Source organism: Qipengyuania sp. SM2512 (assembly GCF_054954005.1).
This window is the reverse complement of the sequence record NZ_CM143134.1, coordinates 1,345,195-1,362,154: the sequence shown is the minus strand read 5'-3', so window position 1 is coordinate 1,362,154 and position 16,960 is coordinate 1,345,195. Positions and strand designations below refer to the sequence as shown.

General features: G+C 59.4%; 15 protein-coding genes. All 15 read left to right on the top strand.

Annotation, left to right across the window (positions count from 1 at the left end):
• The first annotated feature begins 741 nt into the window (after window positions 1-741).
• Window positions 742-2,022 carry an O-antigen translocase gene (locus ACQ5J0_RS06880; protein ID WP_462569824.1) on the top strand — a complete coding sequence of 427 codons (1,281 nt, stop codon included), beginning with the start codon at window positions 742-744 and terminating at the stop codon, window positions 2,020-2,022.
• Window positions 2,019-3,239, top strand: coding sequence for an O-antigen polymerase (locus ACQ5J0_RS06875; protein WP_462569823.1), 1,221 nt, complete (start codon window positions 2,019-2,021; stop codon window positions 3,237-3,239). The genes ACQ5J0_RS06880 and ACQ5J0_RS06875 overlap by 4 nt, the downstream gene beginning before the upstream one ends.
• A 12-nt stretch (window positions 3,240-3,251) precedes the next feature.
• Entirely contained in the window at window positions 3,252-4,301 is a 1,050-nt protein-coding gene (locus tag ACQ5J0_RS06870) for a glycosyltransferase family 2 protein (protein WP_462569822.1), read from the top strand.
• Window positions 4,298-4,501, top strand: coding sequence for a hypothetical protein (locus ACQ5J0_RS06865; protein WP_462569821.1), 204 nt, complete (start codon window positions 4,298-4,300; stop codon window positions 4,499-4,501). The genes ACQ5J0_RS06870 and ACQ5J0_RS06865 overlap by 4 nt, the downstream gene beginning before the upstream one ends.
• A gap of 643 nt (window positions 4,502-5,144) precedes the next feature.
• Entirely contained in the window at window positions 5,145-6,200 is a 1,056-nt protein-coding gene (locus tag ACQ5J0_RS06860) for a glycosyltransferase family 4 protein (protein WP_462569820.1), read from the top strand.
• A gap of 39 nt (window positions 6,201-6,239) precedes the next feature.
• Window positions 6,240-8,216: an asparagine synthase (glutamine-hydrolyzing) gene (gene asnB / locus ACQ5J0_RS06855; protein WP_462569819.1), complete on the top strand. Its 1,977-nt coding sequence runs from the start codon at window positions 6,240-6,242 to the stop codon at window positions 8,214-8,216.
• Window positions 8,209-8,994 carry an asparagine synthase-related protein gene (locus ACQ5J0_RS06850; protein ID WP_462569818.1) on the top strand — a complete coding sequence of 262 codons (786 nt, stop codon included), beginning with the start codon at window positions 8,209-8,211 and terminating at the stop codon, window positions 8,992-8,994. The genes asnB and ACQ5J0_RS06850 overlap by 8 nt, the downstream gene beginning before the upstream one ends.
• Window positions 8,987-10,219 (top strand): glycosyltransferase family 4 protein, encoded by a 1,233-nt coding sequence (locus ACQ5J0_RS06845; RefSeq protein WP_462570072.1) that lies wholly within the window; start codon window positions 8,987-8,989, stop codon window positions 10,217-10,219. Before ACQ5J0_RS06850 ends, ACQ5J0_RS06845 begins: the two co-directional genes overlap by 8 nt.
• Window positions 10,213-10,809: a sugar transferase gene (locus ACQ5J0_RS06840; RefSeq protein WP_462569817.1), complete on the top strand. Its 597-nt coding sequence runs from the start codon at window positions 10,213-10,215 to the stop codon at window positions 10,807-10,809. The genes ACQ5J0_RS06845 and ACQ5J0_RS06840 overlap by 7 nt, the downstream gene beginning before the upstream one ends.
• Window positions 10,810-11,201: 392 nt before the next feature.
• Window positions 11,202-12,434 carry a 3-oxoacyl-ACP synthase III family protein gene (locus ACQ5J0_RS06835; protein ID WP_462569816.1) on the top strand — a complete coding sequence of 411 codons (1,233 nt, stop codon included), beginning with the start codon at window positions 11,202-11,204 and terminating at the stop codon, window positions 12,432-12,434.
• Window positions 12,435-12,451: 17 nt separating this feature from the next.
• Entirely contained in the window at window positions 12,452-12,679 is a 228-nt protein-coding gene (locus ACQ5J0_RS06830) for an acyl carrier protein (RefSeq protein ID WP_462569815.1), read from the top strand.
• A 2-nt stretch (window positions 12,680-12,681) separates the two neighbouring features.
• On the top strand, window positions 12,682-13,722 hold the full coding sequence (locus tag ACQ5J0_RS06825; RefSeq protein WP_462569814.1) for a ketoacyl-ACP synthase III: 1,041 nt from the start codon (window positions 12,682-12,684) through the stop codon (window positions 13,720-13,722).
• Between the two features lie 37 nt (window positions 13,723-13,759).
• Window positions 13,760-14,812, top strand: a complete 1,053-nt coding sequence (locus tag ACQ5J0_RS06820) for an aromatic ring-hydroxylating oxygenase subunit alpha (RefSeq protein ID WP_462569812.1) — start codon at window positions 13,760-13,762, stop codon at window positions 14,810-14,812.
• 74 nt (window positions 14,813-14,886) lie between these two features.
• Complete coding sequence (locus tag ACQ5J0_RS06815; protein ID WP_462569811.1) at window positions 14,887-15,651, top strand: SDR family NAD(P)-dependent oxidoreductase; 765 nt, start codon at window positions 14,887-14,889, stop codon at window positions 15,649-15,651.
• A gap of 206 nt (window positions 15,652-15,857) precedes the next feature.
• Complete coding sequence (locus ACQ5J0_RS06810; RefSeq protein ID WP_462569810.1) at window positions 15,858-16,877, top strand: IS110 family RNA-guided transposase; 1,020 nt, start codon at window positions 15,858-15,860, stop codon at window positions 16,875-16,877.
• The last annotated feature ends 83 nt before the right edge of the window (window positions 16,878-16,960 follow it).

Sequence of the window (16,960 nt, the reverse complement as noted above, 5' to 3'; positions counted from 1 at the left end):
TTCTTGCATGATTCCTAAGTCGTCCGGTCATGGGGCTGGAATGCGGCCAATAGCCGACTGGCACAGTTTCGCCAATGGAGTTCAGCTCAGCACGCTCTCCTCGTCCGTTGTTCGAAAGATTGCCATTGTGACCATCCGGAGATTGTCCTTGGCTCATTGTTTGCCCTGGCTCGCCGCATCCCGAATGATAGATCAGGCAGCCGACGACACTTGCGGATGCGCTGGGAGTTCCACGCCGAACGGGCCCGCCATTTCTAAATTTCGCAGACACTGGAAGGGTGCCGCTGTCGCGGCCCCAGAAGGGACACTTGCTTTTGGCATGTCGGCCCGTGAGGTCCCGCTTGAGCCGATGGCCACAAGTGAGTACCCGACATCGGCGATCTGACTTGCCTAGGGCGTATCTCGAGGGCCGGGCGACCAAGGAAATGTTCACCGAGCTCATTCAGCACAAGTTGGAAGATCGGCAAACCGTTTGGAGGAGTTGTAAAAACGGGGGCATTCAGACCCGAAGGCAAGCTTTTCTGCACCCACAGCTATCGAGGCGCATACCCATTTTCGGGGAAATTTGTGTGCGGCAGTATAGTCGAACACCTATTTATCTGAAATCATGCCCATATTAGAGCCGCACTTGGAAGGCTCACTCAGTATAGTGAAGGAAAAAGTAGTGGCGCTTTTTTTTGGACGAAAAATATCGCGCTGCTGGCTAAGCCACGCGTGGAACCAGCACCAGAGATCAGTGCAATGAGTATTGTTCGCACTACCTGGTGGACCGGTCTGTCGGTCGGCGTTCGTCTTTCGACGGGATTGTTGCTCAACAAGATCCTCGCGGTGTTGATCGGGCCAGCCGGTTATGCAACCATTGGACAGTTTCAGAACGCAGTGCAACTAGTCTTCACGGTGTGCGGGGGTGCCGTCAACAATGGTGTAACCAAATTTACCGCCGAGTATCAGGGCGACGAGCAACGGCAGGCCTCACTTTGGTCCACAGCTACCCGCATCATTCTCATTGCCTCGATGACAATGGCGGTCCTGCTGACAATCTTCAACCGTTCGCTTGCCGCTTATTTTCTGCGAGACCCGGCGCTCGGCAGTGTCTTTATCTGGTTGGCAGCCAGCATCACGTTGTTCTCGCTCAACACCATGCTGATGGCCGTTCTCAACGGCAAAAAGGACCTACGCACTTACGTGCTCGCGAACATTGGGGGCTCGATTCTGATCCTTGTCGCAATGGCAGTGCTTACCCACTTCTTCGGGTTAAGTGGTGCTTTGATCGCGGTGGCGACGAACCAGGCCGTCTTGTTTTTCCTGACGGTATGGCTTTGCAGGCGGAAGCTTTGGTTTCGGCTAAGCTTGTTTTCTGCACCTTTTTCCAGGACGGTGGCGTTAGGGCTATTCGGTTTTGCCGTGATGGCTGGCGCCAGTGCCTTAGCCAATAACGCAGGACAGATCGCGGTCCGCTTGTTGCTCGTTCGTGAATTTGGCATTGAGACAGCAGGCTTGTGGGACGGCATGATCAAGATCAGCCAGCTAAACATGATGCTGGTCGCGCAGGCGATGGCGTTCTACTTTTTGCCGCGGATCGCCGAGCTGAGTTCCTGGGAAGATATCCGCGCGGAGATATGGCAGGGTAGCAGATTCATCGTACCGCTATTCGCCGCTGCGGCCGTAGCTGCATTTATGCTGCGTGACTTCATCATCCTAACCTTGTTCACGCGCGAATTCCTCCCAATGGAGGAGCTGTTCCCTTGGCAGCTGGCCGGCGATACCGTTCGGGTCGGAAGTTGGTTCCTGGCGTACGTGATGATCGGCAAGGCGATGGTACGCGCCTACGTCGCGACGGAAATCCTAACCGCCGCCCTATTTGTGGGACTCAGCTATGTGCTCGTGGCTCGCGCTGGTTTCGAAGGGGTGGCCATTGCGCATTTTCTGACGTATTCGGCTGCGCTTGTGGGCATGTTCGTAGCGATCACGCGAAGCCGTGCTCTACCCCGTAGAGCGATTCCATCAGGAGAGGACCGATGATTGCGTTGTTCGCTGCCATTCTTGTCAGTGTGGCAGCGCTGCTGATCCCAAATAAGACTCCCTTTGCTCGCATCTGGCGCCCATCATTTTTGATGGGTATCTTCTCCGTTGTCGGACTAGCCGTGACCTATAGTACCTTTGGCTTCGAAACGCTCCATGCAGCTGTGCCCTGGCTCTACGCGGCGGGTCTGACAATGTTTTTGGCGGGTGATGCGTTAACCACATCGATGATGAAGCCGGTTACCTCTCCTGACCCAGGGCGCAGTTTTTTCGTGCTCAGTCTTATTCGGTCCGTGAATCTGGTATACATCTACGCTGTCCTGGCGATAATTGGCGCCGTGCTAATTGCCTTTGTTTATCAAGAGCGCTCGGCGATGTTCAGAATGTTCGAACTCGGCGTCGCATTGCGAACCGCTGAGAGTCAGGACTTCTCTTATTACGGAGCAGGGCACTTTCTTTTATTCTCGGGAGCGCTGGGGTCAGTTCTCATCCTCAATCGGCGTCTCTGGGTGCAGGTCCTTGGTTGCGTTATGTTCATCGCGCCGATCTTCATGTCGTTTGTCGCCGTCGCGAGAACCGGACTCTTTTTCTATATTTCACCTATGGCTTTCCTACTTTACGTCAGGACACGGCGTCTTTGGCCCCTCATAGGGCCGGCCTTGCTCCTCCTCACGGGAACGATCCTGTACGCCGAGTTCGCAAACAAGGACACGGCAGCGACTGGAGAATCATTTATCGTCTGGTACATGGGCTATGCCATACACGCCTTCGACGCCTTTATTTTACCGCTCGCTCATCGGGATTGGGGTTTGAACTCGTTCGGGACGATCGCCAGTCTGCTTGCTGGCGGCATTGAGCCCGAGGATCTCAGCGTCTTTAACACCGAGTACAACGTGTATACTTTCATCGGCTCGCCCTACCGCGATTTCGGGGTGGCGGGAGTCATCCTGCTGCCGTTTCTGTTCTCCTGCGTGTGGTCCTGGGTATGGAACAGGACACCAGACAAACCAATATGCCTGATGATGTACGGTTGGATGGCTTTTCCTTGCATGATTCCCTTCTTCGACTGGAAGTTTTCCCTCACAAGTTTACTCTATTTGTTGGTGGTCTATCTCGTCTTACTGAAACCCATTTTTGGGACGGGCCTCCTTCCGGACGAGAGGCGAGGCCCCTCTTCGCTATCGCCTTCTCCCCGGCGTGCCACCGTCGAGGTATGAGCAGTGACGAGCGTGAAGGCCGATATCGTTATCGTAAATTGGAACGCCGGACCGTTGCTTCGCGAGTGCCTCGAATCGATAGAGGCATTCCCCGAAGGCGTCGGTCAGGTGATCGTGATCGACAATGGCTCCACGGATGGCTCAGCCGATCTCGGCGATCTCAGCACGCGGGCGCGGATCATCTTCGCCGGTGAAAACCTAGGTTTCGCGAGGGGCTGCAATCGCGGCGCTGCCTACTGTACCGCGCCGTACATACTTCTCCTTAACCCGGATGCCAGGCTGCTGCCGGGTGGTTTGCCTTCGGTCCTTGGCTTCATGGAATCGACGGAGGGTCAAGCGGCGGGGATCGCTGGCGTGCAGCTCGTCGGTGAGGAGGGGAAAGTGCAGAAGACCTGCAGCCGTTTTCCGACACTGGGGCGATATTTTGGGCACGCGCTGCGCCTTGATCACCTGCTCCCAAGTATTTTCAAACCGCACTTTATGCTCGAATTTGATCACCAGACTACGCGGCCGGTGGACGGAGTAATGGGCGCGTTCTACCTGATTCGGTCGAAGCTGTATGCCGAACTGGGCGGGATGGACGAGCGCTATTACGTTTATCTTGAGGAGGTAGACTTCTCTCTTAGAGCGAAACAGTCGGGTTGGCTAACCTACCACTTTGCAGATGCTCAAGCCTATCATCTGGGAGGGGGGAGCTCCGGCAACGTAAAGGCGCACCGGCTTTTCTACGTCCTCCGAAGCAGGACATTATTTATTTTCAAATCTCAAGGATTATTGGCAGGGGCAACTTTATTGTTTCTAACTTGGACAATTGAACTTCTGGCACGTTGTGCCGCTTCAGCGCCTAAGAGGCAGATTGGCGATACTCTCAGAGGCTACCGCATGTATCTGGGCAGCCTTCCTGCAATCTTGAGTACAGCGATCTCCCTTCGAAAGCGCGATCAGCGCGAAGCGCGGCGGCTACAGCCGGCGGCGGCGTCGAGAACCGCGACACTTCGGCGCGTGACGCCTCAAGAGCGTGCCTCGAGGGAAACCAACCAGGAAGGTATTGACCTATCGTGATTGACAACCAGCCCAACCGCAATGCCGAGACGGTGGACGGATACGGCGAGGAGTGGTCCGCTTACGATCAGTCCGTCCTCACCCTTGACGAGCAGAAGGCGATCCTTGGGCAGCATTTTGCTGGCTTTCCTTTTGACGAAGGCCGGTCGATGCCGAAGGGTTTCACCTTCGTTGAGGCTCGTGCCGTTCGGCGGTTTTGATGGTCATGAAGCTCGGGAAGCTGCTCTGCATGTATCCCCCGCCAATGGCTTTGGCTGTCCAAGCAGCGCCTAGCGCATGAGCCTAGGGCCAGGTTTGCCGTCGCTGGCGCCCGTCACATACCGCTCGCGGTTGAAGGTCAGGATAATGGCTGTCCCTTCCGGTTGTCGACCACATCCCGCGCCTGCCAGGCGATGGCAGACGGGGGGCGCTGGCTCAGCCCGGCGTGCCATCTCTGGTCGACCTTGTATTACCGCTTCGGCAATCGGTCGGCTTGGTTTCGCAATCTCTGGGATGTGAGCGACCTTAGCCGTTGGGCGATAAGCCGTCTTCCATTTGCGCTCCGCCACATGGTAACGGAGATCATTGCCGCGGGCATTTACCTCTCGCACGCACCGCGTGCCTCATCGAGAAGATTAAGGTGCGCATGAGCAGCTTTTGCTCAGCTCGTACCGGAACAGGACCCACCAAATGATGCGAACAGATTCTCTCGACCGGTGCGGTACCAAGCTTGAGCACCGCGATACGGGAGCTGATATTGTAGAGATGATGGCGGTGTGCGGTTTGGGAGATATCCGCTTCGATGAGTGCGACCGACCCCGGGTGCCGTGCGGTATCAAGAGCTGACCGATGCGTGTCCTAGCATTGACCAAATACGGCCCAGTGGCAGCCAGTGCGCGCCAGCGCTTCCTTCTTTACCAGCCTTATTTGGCCGATCACCAGGTGGAACTTGATCTTGCCCCCCTGATCGATGGCCCGCGACTGCAGCGCACCATGGGCGGAGAGAGAACTGCACCAACTGCAGCTTTACACGCTTATGTCGGGCGGGCGAGGGCCCTGCTTGCGAGCCGTCGCTACGACGTGCTGTGGGTGCATTACGAGTTGTTCCCCTATTTGCCAGGCGTCTTCGAACGACTGATCTATCTTGCAGGCGTTCCAGTCGTTCTCGATTACGACGATGCCATCTTCCACATGTACGATGCCCATCCTAACCGCATGGTGCGGGCGGTGCTTGGCCGGAAGCTTGCACCTCTACTCCGTGGCGCTACCGCCGCCATGTGCGGCAATCGATATCTTCTAGATTATGCGGCCCAATTCTGCCGGGACTCCGTATTGATCCCCACAGTCGTCGATACCGAACGCTTCACTCCACTGGCATCCCGGCGGAACACGGCACCCGTCGTAGGTTGGATCGGTTCGCCAAGTACATGGAAGAACGTTGTCCCCCTGCTCGAGACAATTCTAGATGTGTGCGCAGCGAACGGGGCAAAGTTTCGTGTAGTGGGTGCGGGTCCGCAATCGAGAGGCATTCCCGGAGTGGATGCCGTTGACTGGACCGAAGCCGGTGAATTGGGCGATTTACAAGGGTTTGACGTCGGCATCATGCCGCTGCTGGATCTTCCTTTTGAAAGGGGCAAATGCGGCTACAAGCTGATCCAATACATGGCCTGTGGGTTGCCGGTGATCGCTTCGCCCGTGGGCGTGAACACAGAGATTGTGAGCCATTCCGAAACGGGATGGCTGGCCGCGACTAAAAATGACTGGCGGTTGAGCTTGGAAACCTTGCTTGCCAACCCGGCGAAGCGGGAAGCGTTCGGGCGCCGCGGCCGAAAACGATGTGTCGAGCGATACTCACTTGCCGCGACAGCGCCAACCGTTCATGCGGTCCTGCAAAGTGCCGCGGCTACTCGGGTGCGCTGACGTAAGCTACTGTTTCCTTTCTTTGGGGTTCTATCATCCATGTGCGGTATCACAGGCTTTTGGACAGCGTCGGGAAAGGCATCAGCGCAGCAGCCGCAGCTGCAAGCAATGACGGACGCGATCGCGCACCGCGGCCCTGATGACTACGGCTACTGGTTCGACGATCAGGCAGGTCTCGGATTGGGCCATCGTCGGCTCGCCATCATTGACCTTTCGACCGAGGGACACCAACCGATGGCATCTCCCTCCGGGAGATTCGTCGTGGTCTATAATGGCGAAATCTACAATTTCCGCGATCTGCGCCGCGAGTTGGAGGCGGCCGGTCAAGCGCCGCAATGGCGCGGCCATTCGGACACCGAAGTGCTCGTCGCCGGCTTGGACGCTTGGGGCATTCGCGGAACGCTGGACCGCCTCAACGGGATGTTTGCTTTTGCCGTGTGGGATCGATCGCGGCGGGCATTGGTGCTCGCGCGAGACCGGATGGGCGAGAAACCGCTGTACTTCGGCCGCATGGGGCAGACATTCCTCTTCGGATCGGAACTGGCACCACTTCAAGCGCACCCGGATTTCCAGCGGGAGCTCGATCGCAGCGCTCTCACCTCCTTTCTGCGCTTCGGCTACGTTCCCGCGCCGCACTGCATCTGGCGAAACATCGCTAAGCTCCTGCCAGGCCATTTGGTGGAGGTAAGCGACGGGGGGCGTGCCGTAGGCGAGCCGGTTGCCTATTGGGACTTTGCCGATATTGCTTTGTCCGGCGCGCGCGACCCTCTGCCGCAGGGTCCCGAGCTGAAGGAACAGCTAGCAGCCTTGCTGAGCGATGCGGTGGGACGGCGAATGGAGGCCGATGTGCCGTTAGGCGCGTTCCTATCAGGCGGAGTCGACTCATCACTGATCGTCGCATTGATGCAGGCTCAATCCTCTGAGCCGGTCCGGACCTTCACTATCGGGTTCGCCGATAAATCTTATAATGAGGCCGGTTACGCCCGGGATGTCGCGAGGCACCTAGGCACGCGGCACACGGAGCTGGAGGTCACTCATCAAGATGCGCTCGACATCATTCCGCGCCTTCCCGGGATCTGGAACGAGCCATTTGCTGACTCATCTCAGATACCCACCTTTCTCGTCAGTCAAATGACCCGTCGCGACGTTACGGTGAGCCTGTCCGGCGACGGCGGCGACGAATTGTTCGGCGGGTATAATCGATATTCGGTCGCAATGCGACTGTGGAACGGGGCGTCTCGCATTCCGCGACCGCTTCGCAGCATTATTGCGGGCGCGAGCCGGTCCCCCTGGACAGCAAGAATGGTCGACACAGCTTCGCGACTCATGAGCCCGTCCAAGCGCCCTCCCGGCGTGCGCCAACGTCTTCACAAGATCGGACACGTGCTCGACTCTTCCACCTCGCGCGCCATGTATCGCCGCTTAGTGTCGAGTATCGACCAGCCCGAATTGCTCGTAATCGGCGGAAACCAAGGAGCAAGCGTCGCGGGCTCAAATGTCTCCTTTGACGACTTTCGCAACGAGATGATGTTCCTCGATGCGCTGACCTACCTGCCCGATGACATCCTGACGAAGGTGGATCGGGCCAGTATGGCCGTCAGCCTCGAGGCGCGAGTTCCCTTCTTGGACCACCGAGTGGTGGAGTTTGCCTGGCGTCTGCCCATGGATGCAAAAATCGACAAGGGCGTTGGCAAGACGCTCCTGCGCGACATCCTGTACGACCACGTCCCTCGCCCCCTGATCGAGAGGCCAAAAATGGGATTTGGTCTGCCCGTGGGTGAATGGCTTCGCGGTCCGCTCTCGGAATGGTGCAACGATCTGCTTGCGGAGAGCAACATCCGGGCGGCCGGGATCCTTGATCCTGACGGAGTCGAGGCCCTGAAAATCGAAGGTCTGCGAAACCATGCCGGTACTGCAGGATTGTGGCACGTGCTGATGTTTCAGGCTTGGTGGAACGCGCATGGCCAGTCAGCCCGTGCAACCCCGGGGCCGGCGGAGCTGCTTCAGCATGCCTAAAGCGCTTCGATCGATCGCTGTAATCTCGACTAACGCCGGATCTTTGGTGAACTTCTGCGGGCCGCTGCTGAGTGCCATGGCCGATCGCGGTTGGCGCGTATGGGCGCTCGCTCCCGACTATGATGATGCCCTGCGCGAGCGGCTCTGTGGCTTCGGTACCGAACCGATCGATATCAGGATGGGCCGTACCGGCATTAAGCCGGTTCGTGGCCTCGCCGATCTGGTGCGCGGCTTCGGAGCCGTCGGACACTTGTTTCCCCAGATGCCACCAATCGACGACTTCCGTCAGCACATGTTGCACCTGGATAAGCTTACCTACCTTCCTGACGACATTTTTTCTAAAGTTGATCGTGCCAATATGGCGGCTAGTCTTGAGGCGCGGGTTCCCTATCTCGACCATCACGTTGTCGAGTTCGCCTGGCGGGTGCCGATGTCGGCCAAAATCGCCGGCGGCACCGGCAAGCGCATTCAGCGCGACGCGCTCTACCGCTATGTGCCGCGCAGTTTGATTAAGCGGCTTAAGTCCTGCTTCGGGCTGCTGCTCGCCGATTGGCTGCGAGGTCCGCTCGGCGGCTGGGTGGACGAACAGCTCGACGAGACCGGGATTGCCTCGGAAGGCAAACTCGACCCGGCGGCCGTGCGCCGATTCCGCGCGACCTCGCGAAGCGGGGTGGGAGCGCACGGACTTTGGAACCTGTTGATGTTTCAAGCACTGTGGAGCGAGAACCGGAGCGCCGCCCCCATCGCCGATCGAGCCGGAGTGCGTGTCCATGTCTGAACCTCCGCTCGGATCGGGCGGAGAAGGCTCGGTCCGCTCGATCGCCCTGATCTCAAGCAACGCGCTTTCTCTGTCGAACTTCCGCGGGTCATTGATCCGCGCGATGGTGGCGAATGGAGCGAAGGTCTGGGCGCTTGCTCCGGACTTCGACGAGAACGCGCGCTCGGCGATGCGACAGCTCGGTGCCCACCCGGTCGATATCTCACTGGACCGGACGGGCACGCGTCCGCTACGCGATCTCGCCGACATGTACCGGCTCACCATCCTCCTGCGCCGGCTCCGCCCCGATGCAGCGCTCGGCTACTTCATCAAACCCGTAATCTACGGCAGCATTGCGGCGAAGCGCGCCGGCGTGCCCCGGCGTTTCGCGCTGGTTGCGGGCATGGGCTATGTCTATACGGCTGACGGCGAGCGCGAAGGCCTCGCCCGAAAGGCGCTCCGCTTCGGCGTTTCCTTCCTTTACCGCATTGGCTTCGCTGCCTGCGAACGCGTCTTCTTCCACAATGCTGACGACCGCGAAGAGTTGGTCGAATCAGGCCTTCTCCCGCGGAACAAGACCGTGCTCATCCAAGGCACCGGCATCGATCTTGACCGCTTCCGCCCCGCACCGGTGCCCGACGGTCCGGTCCGATTCCTGCTCGTCGCAAGGCTTCTGCGTGAGAAAGGCATACGTGAATATGCGGAGGCGGCGAGGCTCGTGAAGGCCGCCTGCCCGAACGTCGAGTTCCATCTCGCCGGCGGTCCCGACCCAAATCCCGGCGGACTGCGCGGCGAGGAGGTGCGTGCATGGGAGGAGGAGGGGCTGCTCCTTTGGCATGGCCATGTCGCCGACGTCCGCGACCTGATTGCGCAGTGCAGCGTCTTCGTGCTGCCATCCTATCGCGAAGGCAAGCCGCGCAGCACGCAGGAGGCGATGGCTATGGGAAGGCCGGTCGTCACCACCGACGCGCCGGGCTGCCGCGATACCGTTGCGGAGGGAATGAACGGATTTCTGGTGCCGGTGCGCGACGCCGACGCCCTCGCTGAAGCGCTGCTGCGGTTCGTCAAGGATCCGACGCTCGCCGTTCGAATGGGGATCCAGAGCCGTCGTCTCGCCGAGGAGTGGTTCGACGTCAACCGGATCAATGCGATCATTCTTGCGGAAATCGACATAGCGTCCGCCGCCGCCGGTCCAGCTGCGGATCCCCGCGGTTCCCGACCCGGGGTGGAGGCGCAGTCGTGCTGAAGCGCAGTTTCGAGCTGCTGATCGTGTTTGCCGCCGCCCCGCTCCTGCTGGCGTTGCTCGCCGGGACGGCAATTGGAACGTTGCTGTTTTTGGGCCGCCCCCTCTTCTTTCGTCAGGCGCGGCCCGGTCTCCACGGCCGGATCTTTCACATCTACAAGTTCCGCACCATGACGAACGAGAGAAACGAGAAGGGCGAGCTGCTGCCGGATGCCGATCGTGTGACGCGGTTCGGATCGTTTCTTCGGTCGAGCAGCCTCGACGAGCTGCCGTCGCTGATCAACGTGCTGAAAGGCGATCTGGCTCTGGTCGGCCCGCGTCCGCTGCTGCCGGAATATCTTCCCCTCTATTCTCCCGAACAAGCGCGCAGGCATCTGATACGCCCCGGGCTCACTGGGTGGGCGCAGGTAAATGGCCGCAACAGCTTGCGTTGGGACGACAAGCTCGCGATGGACGTCTGGTACGTCAACAACCGTTCCATAGGCTTGGACGCCAAAATCCTTTGGCTGACCTTGCTGAAAGTCTTGCGGCGGGAGGGCATCAGTCAGGAAGGGCATGCAACGATGTCGCCGTTCCGGGGGCCTGGATCCTGACAAATCCCACTCTTGAAGGACCGAGCGGCCGAGTAAAGTCCGTATCATCGGAGCCGGCTGGAACTTTGCCGCAAAGCGCCCGGTGGCCGAAGGCTGCCGGGGAGTGCCTCTTGCCGGCCACCTAGTACGCTGAGAAACCGAGAGAATCTATGTGAATACACGTCTGGACCATGGCCGGTGACATCGGTATGAGACTCGCCTAAGAGCCCGATCCGAAAGTTGTTGAGCAATACCAGCATCTTGTGATTCAGCGTACTTTGTCAATCAGGACGACCGGCCGGAAGGGGGCATGGTCACGTGCAACGACCCGGAGCTATGCCCGCGGATGTGGTCGTTCAAGGACCACGGCAAGAGCTGGGAAGCGGTCTACGAGCGCGAGCATCCTCCCAAATTTGGCCGGTTTCACGGCAAGCTTCGGCGCAAACTGGCGCATGCTCAAGATGCGAGCCGCGATTGGTCGTGTTCAATTGCAGCGCATGCCGGGCTCGACCGCCCGTCGGCAGGCAAAGACCAAATCTTTTCTATACCTCGTGCATGAGTGTGCTACGAGCGCTACTCGCCAGCAGCGGTACATAACGACGGACTTCTTTTCCTTGCTCCATGACATCAAGCACCCTGCCATTTGCGCCTCGATTCGTGCAATCGCGACGCACGTGCCGGATGGCGTCCTCGACAACGAGACGCTAGCCACCGCATTTCCCGACTGGCCGGCCGAAAAAATCCTGGCGAAGACCGGCATTCGTGAGCGCAGGGTGGCGGCCCCGGGCGAGACTGCTGCCGATCTGGGCTTTCACGCTGCCGAGAAGCTCTTTAATTCGGGCGTACTAGATCGTGAGGACGTAGATTTTCTAATCCTCTGCACGCAGGGATCGGACTACATCCTGCCGACCTCTGCATGCATCCTGCAGGATCGCCTTGGGCTGCGGCGGGACATTGGCGCATTCGACATCAATCTCGGTTGCTCCGGCTTTGTTTACGGCGTGTCGGTCGCTGCAAGCCTGATCGCCAGCGGTGCGGCTTCGAACGTGCTACTGGTGACGGCGGACACCTATTCGAAGTATATTCACGACCAGGACAAGAGTGTTCGGACTTTGTTTGGAGACGGAGCCGCAGCCACTCTGATCACCGCAGGCGATGGCGCGATCGGGCCGTTCGTCTTCGGCACCGACGGGCGCGGTTCCAAGGATTTGATTGTTGAGGCCGGTGGATTCCGCACCCCTTGCTCTCCGGCGACGGGCGTTGCCGCGGATGACGGCGCCGGTAACATCCGTTCACGTGAGAACCTTTACATGAACGGCGGCAACGTAATGAACTTCACGCTGCGCGAGGTTCCCGGCGCATTTACGCAATTGCTCGAGCGATCCGGCGTGGCGGCTGAAGAGGTCGATTTCGTCGTCCTGCATCAGGCCAACAAGTTCATGCTCGACGCGTTGCAGAAAAAGCTGGGGCTGCCTGAGGCGAAAGTGCCTCGACGTTACGAAGAGATCGGCAACACCGTCTCCTCAACGATCCCGTTCGTGCTCGAAGAGCTCCTCGCCCAGGGGCGACTTAGCCGGGGTACGCAAACCTTCCTGATCGGCTTTGGCGTCGGGTTGTCTTGGGCCGGCGCGAGTATAATCTGGTAAGTATTTCGGAGAATGTAATGAGTGAGTTCACGGAAGGCATGGCTGACATCCTCGAGATCGAGCCGGACGAGGTGACGGCCGACGTGCGTCTTGAAGACTTGGCTTGGGATTCGCTCGCGGTCGTCTCGACCATTGCCTTGATAGACGAGATATATAGCGTCGCGGTCAGCCCCAATGCGCTGGTCGAGTGCAAAACAATCGCCGACATCGAGAAGCTTATCGCCGCTGCAAAGGCGGAGGATTGAGCTTGTCCAGCGGCCAATCGGCAATCACGCGGGCAGCCCGTATTGTTGGCTTGGTCTCGGCTGTGCCGAGCCAAGTCGTCCACAACGAGCATTTTCGCGCCGATTTCGGCAGCAAGGTCGACGACATAGCGAAGATGACCGGCGTTCGGGAGCGGCGGTGGTCGGCCACGGGGCAAACCACCGCAGACCTCTGCCAGTTGGCCGGCGAGCGTTTGCTTGAAACGCTTGCCTGGGACCGGGACAGCGTTGATGGCGTAATCTTCGTTTCGCAAACCCCTGATTATCGACTTCCGGCGACCTCGTGCGCGATGCACGGTCGGCTTGGCCTGCGCAGCGGCGCCCTCGCTTTTGACGTGAATCTAGGCTGCTCCGGCTATCCTTATGGCCTTTGGCTGGCGATGATGATCGTTCAGTCCGGCGCCGCCGAGCGCATCTTACTTGGGGTCGGCGACACAATCAGCAAAACCGTTGACATGTCCGACCGCGCCACAGCGATGCTGTTCGGCGATGCTGGGACGGTCACCGCGATTGAGCGCCACGATGGCGACACGACCGTCGCGCATTACATCTTGGGCACCGACGGCCGCGGCGAAGACAAACTGATCATTCCGGAAGGTGGCTACAAGCAGCCGGCCAGCACGCTCTTTCCCGATGTGAGGCGGGATGCCTTGTACATGGACGGGGGTGAGATCTTCAATTTCACTCTCGGCGCGGTGCCAAAGCTGATCAAAAGCACGGTCGAGGAATCCGGAACTACAGCGGAGGCGCATGATTATTTCCTTATGCACCAAGCCAACGAATTCATGATCAAGCATCTCGCAAAGAAGGCCAAGCTTCCAGCTGAGAAGGTCCCGATCAATATCGGCCGCTACGGCAATACGAGCAGCGCCACCATTCCCTTACTCATGAGCGATGACCTTGCCCCGATCCTGCGTGAGCGTAGCTTGCGCCTGGGGCTTTTCGGCTTCGGGGTTGGCTTCTCGTGGGCATCAGCTTCGCTTGAAGTTGGGCCGCTCAGGTGCTGCGAGACGATCGTCGCCTGATCCGCGGCAATTACGGAAAGAGGGGGGTATTTTTTAAATGCGCGACATCGAGGCACTGTGGGACGAACATTGGCACCTTCTCTGCCATCGCAGCGAAGTCACGATCCCTTACGCGTATCTTCGGTTTGACATCGGCGGTCGTGAAGTTGTCGTGTTCAACGATGGCTCCTCGCCGGTCGCTTTTGACAATCGCTGCCCCCACCGCGGCGCGCGAATCTTCGACGGCAGCCACGGCGAGCAGCGATTCGTCTGTCGGTACCACGGTTGGTCTTACCGCAAGGGCCGCCTTCTGGTGGGCCATAAGGAATCCTTTAGTCATTGTCCCATCGAGCAGGCCGACCTCGCTCGGCTGCAGATGGAGTGGCTCGGCGACTTCCTATTCGTCGCCAGCAGTCCGCTGGTTTCGCTCGCTGAGCAGCTCATCGGTGTTGTCGATCTGCTCGCCACAATCTCGACCGGCCTTGATCGCCGCGTCGATCATAACGGCTTCACATACAAGTGCGACTGGCGGATTGCGATTGAAAATGCACTTGAGCCCTATCACATCTCGCTCGTCCATCCGGAGACCCTCGGCAGCCTTCGGCTGGGGCCCGGCCGCAACGATTATCACGGCCGCAATTCAGTGTGGTACAGCGAGGTCGGCGACGAGCGGACCGCGAAGCGGCTCAAACGCCTCAACAGGATGTTTGAACTGCCCTTCCAGTTCGAGGGCTATATGAGCATCTATTTGTTTCCTTTTACGATGCTGTCGTCGACCTACGGTTATTCCTACTCGATGCAGAATTTCCTGCCTGGGATCGGCGAGAATACAAATTTCGTCAGTCGCCTCTACGCCTCTAAGCTCGCCCCGGGCACCAAGCCAGAGCTGCTCGAGCCCTTCTTCGAATCGACCGCCTCGCTCAATCGAGAGACGTTCAACGAGGATCACGAAATCTGCCAGCGCGTCCCCGTGACCAGCTGGTCGCCGGACCCGCCACTCTTCTGGTCCTCAAACGAGGAAAAGGTGCTCCACTTCCGAAGGAGTTTCTCGGAGGTGATGCTGGAGCCAGCCGCGCGGCCCTTGAAGCAGAGGAATTCCCTTGCGGGCTAACCCGAGCGCGTCGGACCCGATAAGTGGGAGGCGTGGATCGGTACTCTTTCTCCCTCTTGCATTAAGGAGCAGTCATGACACTGTTCGATGGCGTCTCAATGGCCGAAAAGACAATCTTCGTGACAGGCGCTTCCTCGGGTCTAGGGCGAGCGAGTGCCCTCCTGCTCGGACGCCTCGGGGCCCGGCTGATCCTGAACGGCCGCGACGCGGTTCGGCTGAATGAGACCGCGGCCATGGTCGGCGGCGACTGCTGTGTCATTCTTCCCGCCACGCTTGAGGATCCCGATCAGGTGACCGATCTAGTTAAGGGCGCGGCCAGCGAGCATGGCGAGCTTCATGGCATCTTTCACGCAGCAGGCGCTGAGCTCGTTCGCCCCATCCGGATGACTAAGCGAGCCCAGATCGACAGCCTGTTCGGCAGCAGCATACAGGCCGCGCTTGGCATCGCCCGCGCAGCCTCGCAGAAAAACGTGGTCGCCGACGGCGGCTCGATCCTGTTCATGTCGTCCGTTGCTGGCTCGCGCGGAACGGCTGGCATGGTAGCTTATTCGGCGGCCAAGGCAGCGATCGGCGGCCTCGTCCGATCGCTCGCTTGCGAGCTTGCGCCGCGCCGCATTCGCGTGAATGACATCGTCGCGGGCGCGGTCGCAACCGAGATGCACGATCGGCTCTCTAAGACCATGAACGAGGAAGGCGTCGCCGATTACGAGGCGCGCCATCTACTCGGCTTCGGAACTCCGGACGACATCGCCAACGCCGTCGCTTTCCTGCTGGGCGAAGGCGGCCGTTGGATCACGGGCACCTCCCTAGTCGTCGACGGCGGCTATATGGCTCGCTAGAAGGTCGCGGCTAACTAGGACCTATTGGACAGCTTGGCTCTTCACGAACGCCGCCCAGTCCGCATTCCGTTCGACCGCGCGATTATGGAAGCGCAGAGCTTCGAACGCTCTTCTTGGGCGAGTGACGTGATGTCGTGGACGGCTCTCGCACCAGCCTAATTGTGGCAAGGTGCAGTCGTTGTAGGTCCACGTCTAGGAGTCGTTCCATGGAGAAAGAGGTTGTCACCGTCGGATTGGATCTGGCGAAGAACGTATTTCAGGTACACGCAATTGGGAGTGACGGTGAAGTCCTTGTCCGGCGCAAGCTGCGGCGAGCTGAGGTGATCCGCTTCTTCACCGATTTGCCGGCGTGCTTGGTCGGCATGGAAGCCTGCGCATCGGCGCATCACTGGGGCCGCGAGCTTATGGCTCTGGGCCATGAGGTGCGTTTGATGCCACCAGCCTACGTCAAACCATACGTAAAGCGCGGGAAGACCGATGCGGCGGATGCCGAGGCGATCTGCGAGGCGGTGACCCGTCCCACGATGCGCTTCGTTGCTGTGAAGACGATTGAGCAGCAAGCGATGTTGATGCTCCATAAGAGCCGAGATCTTCTGGTCCGGCAACGAACGATGTTGATCAACGCACTGCGAGGGCACCTTGCTGAATACGGGATCGTCACCCGCGTGGGTGCCGGAGGGGTCACCGCATCGTTGAAGGCGCTCCAGGACGAGCAAAGCAAACTGCCTGTTCATGCCAGATCAGCGCTTCACGGCATCGCCGCACAGCTGAGAGCGCTCTCCAGCGAGATAGACCGGCTGGAAACACAGATCCTTGCATGGCATCGCAATGATGAGACAAGCCGTCGTCTCGCGACAATCCCCGGCATCGGTCCGATTACCGCATCAGCCATCGCAGCCGCTGTGCCAGATGCATCATTGTTCCGATCGGGACGACAGTTTGCAGCATGGCTTGGGCTCACACCACGACCGCACAGCTCCGGTGGCAAGGAGCGACTTGGCGGGATCACGAAACAGGGCGATGGCTACCTTCGACGACTTCTCGTGGTCGGCGCGACCGCCGTTATGCGCATGGCGCGCAAGGATGCGTCTCGCCAACCCTGGATGGCGAAGCTCCTCGAGCGCAAGCCAACGAAGATCGCGACGGTGGCACTCGCGAACAAGACAGCGCGGATCGCCTGGGCGGTGATGGCGCGTAAGGAGGTTTACACGCCCGCGGCCGTGTAAAAATTATCCTCGCCGCTCGCTCGACTTCGAACGGCAGGATGGCGCAAGGGCAGCTCAGTAGTGATGACGAACCGGTCAGACCG

What these genes read in the sequence shown, in the direction of transcription:
- ACQ5J0_RS06880 (WP_462569824.1), top strand. Translation starts at nt 742, where the DNA reads ATGAGTATTGTTCGCACTACCTGGTGGACCGGTCTGTCGGTCGGCGTT.
- ACQ5J0_RS06875 (WP_462569823.1), top strand. Translation starts at nt 2,019, where the DNA reads ATGATTGCGTTGTTCGCTGCCATTCTTGTCAGTGTGGCAGCGCTGCTG.
- asnB (WP_462569819.1), top strand. Translation starts at nt 6,240, where the DNA reads ATGTGCGGTATCACAGGCTTTTGGACAGCGTCGGGAAAGGCATCAGCG.
- ACQ5J0_RS06850 (WP_462569818.1), top strand. Translation starts at nt 8,209, where the DNA reads ATGCCTAAAGCGCTTCGATCGATCGCTGTAATCTCGACTAACGCCGGA.
- ACQ5J0_RS06845 (WP_462570072.1), top strand. Translation starts at nt 8,987, where the DNA reads ATGTCTGAACCTCCGCTCGGATCGGGCGGAGAAGGCTCGGTCCGCTCG.
- ACQ5J0_RS06830 (WP_462569815.1), top strand. Translation starts at nt 12,452, where the DNA reads ATGAGTGAGTTCACGGAAGGCATGGCTGACATCCTCGAGATCGAGCCG.
- ACQ5J0_RS06820 (WP_462569812.1), top strand. Translation starts at nt 13,760, where the DNA reads ATGCGCGACATCGAGGCACTGTGGGACGAACATTGGCACCTTCTCTGC.
- ACQ5J0_RS06815 (WP_462569811.1), top strand. Translation starts at nt 14,887, where the DNA reads ATGACACTGTTCGATGGCGTCTCAATGGCCGAAAAGACAATCTTCGTG.
- ACQ5J0_RS06810 (WP_462569810.1), top strand. Translation starts at nt 15,858, where the DNA reads ATGGAGAAAGAGGTTGTCACCGTCGGATTGGATCTGGCGAAGAACGTA.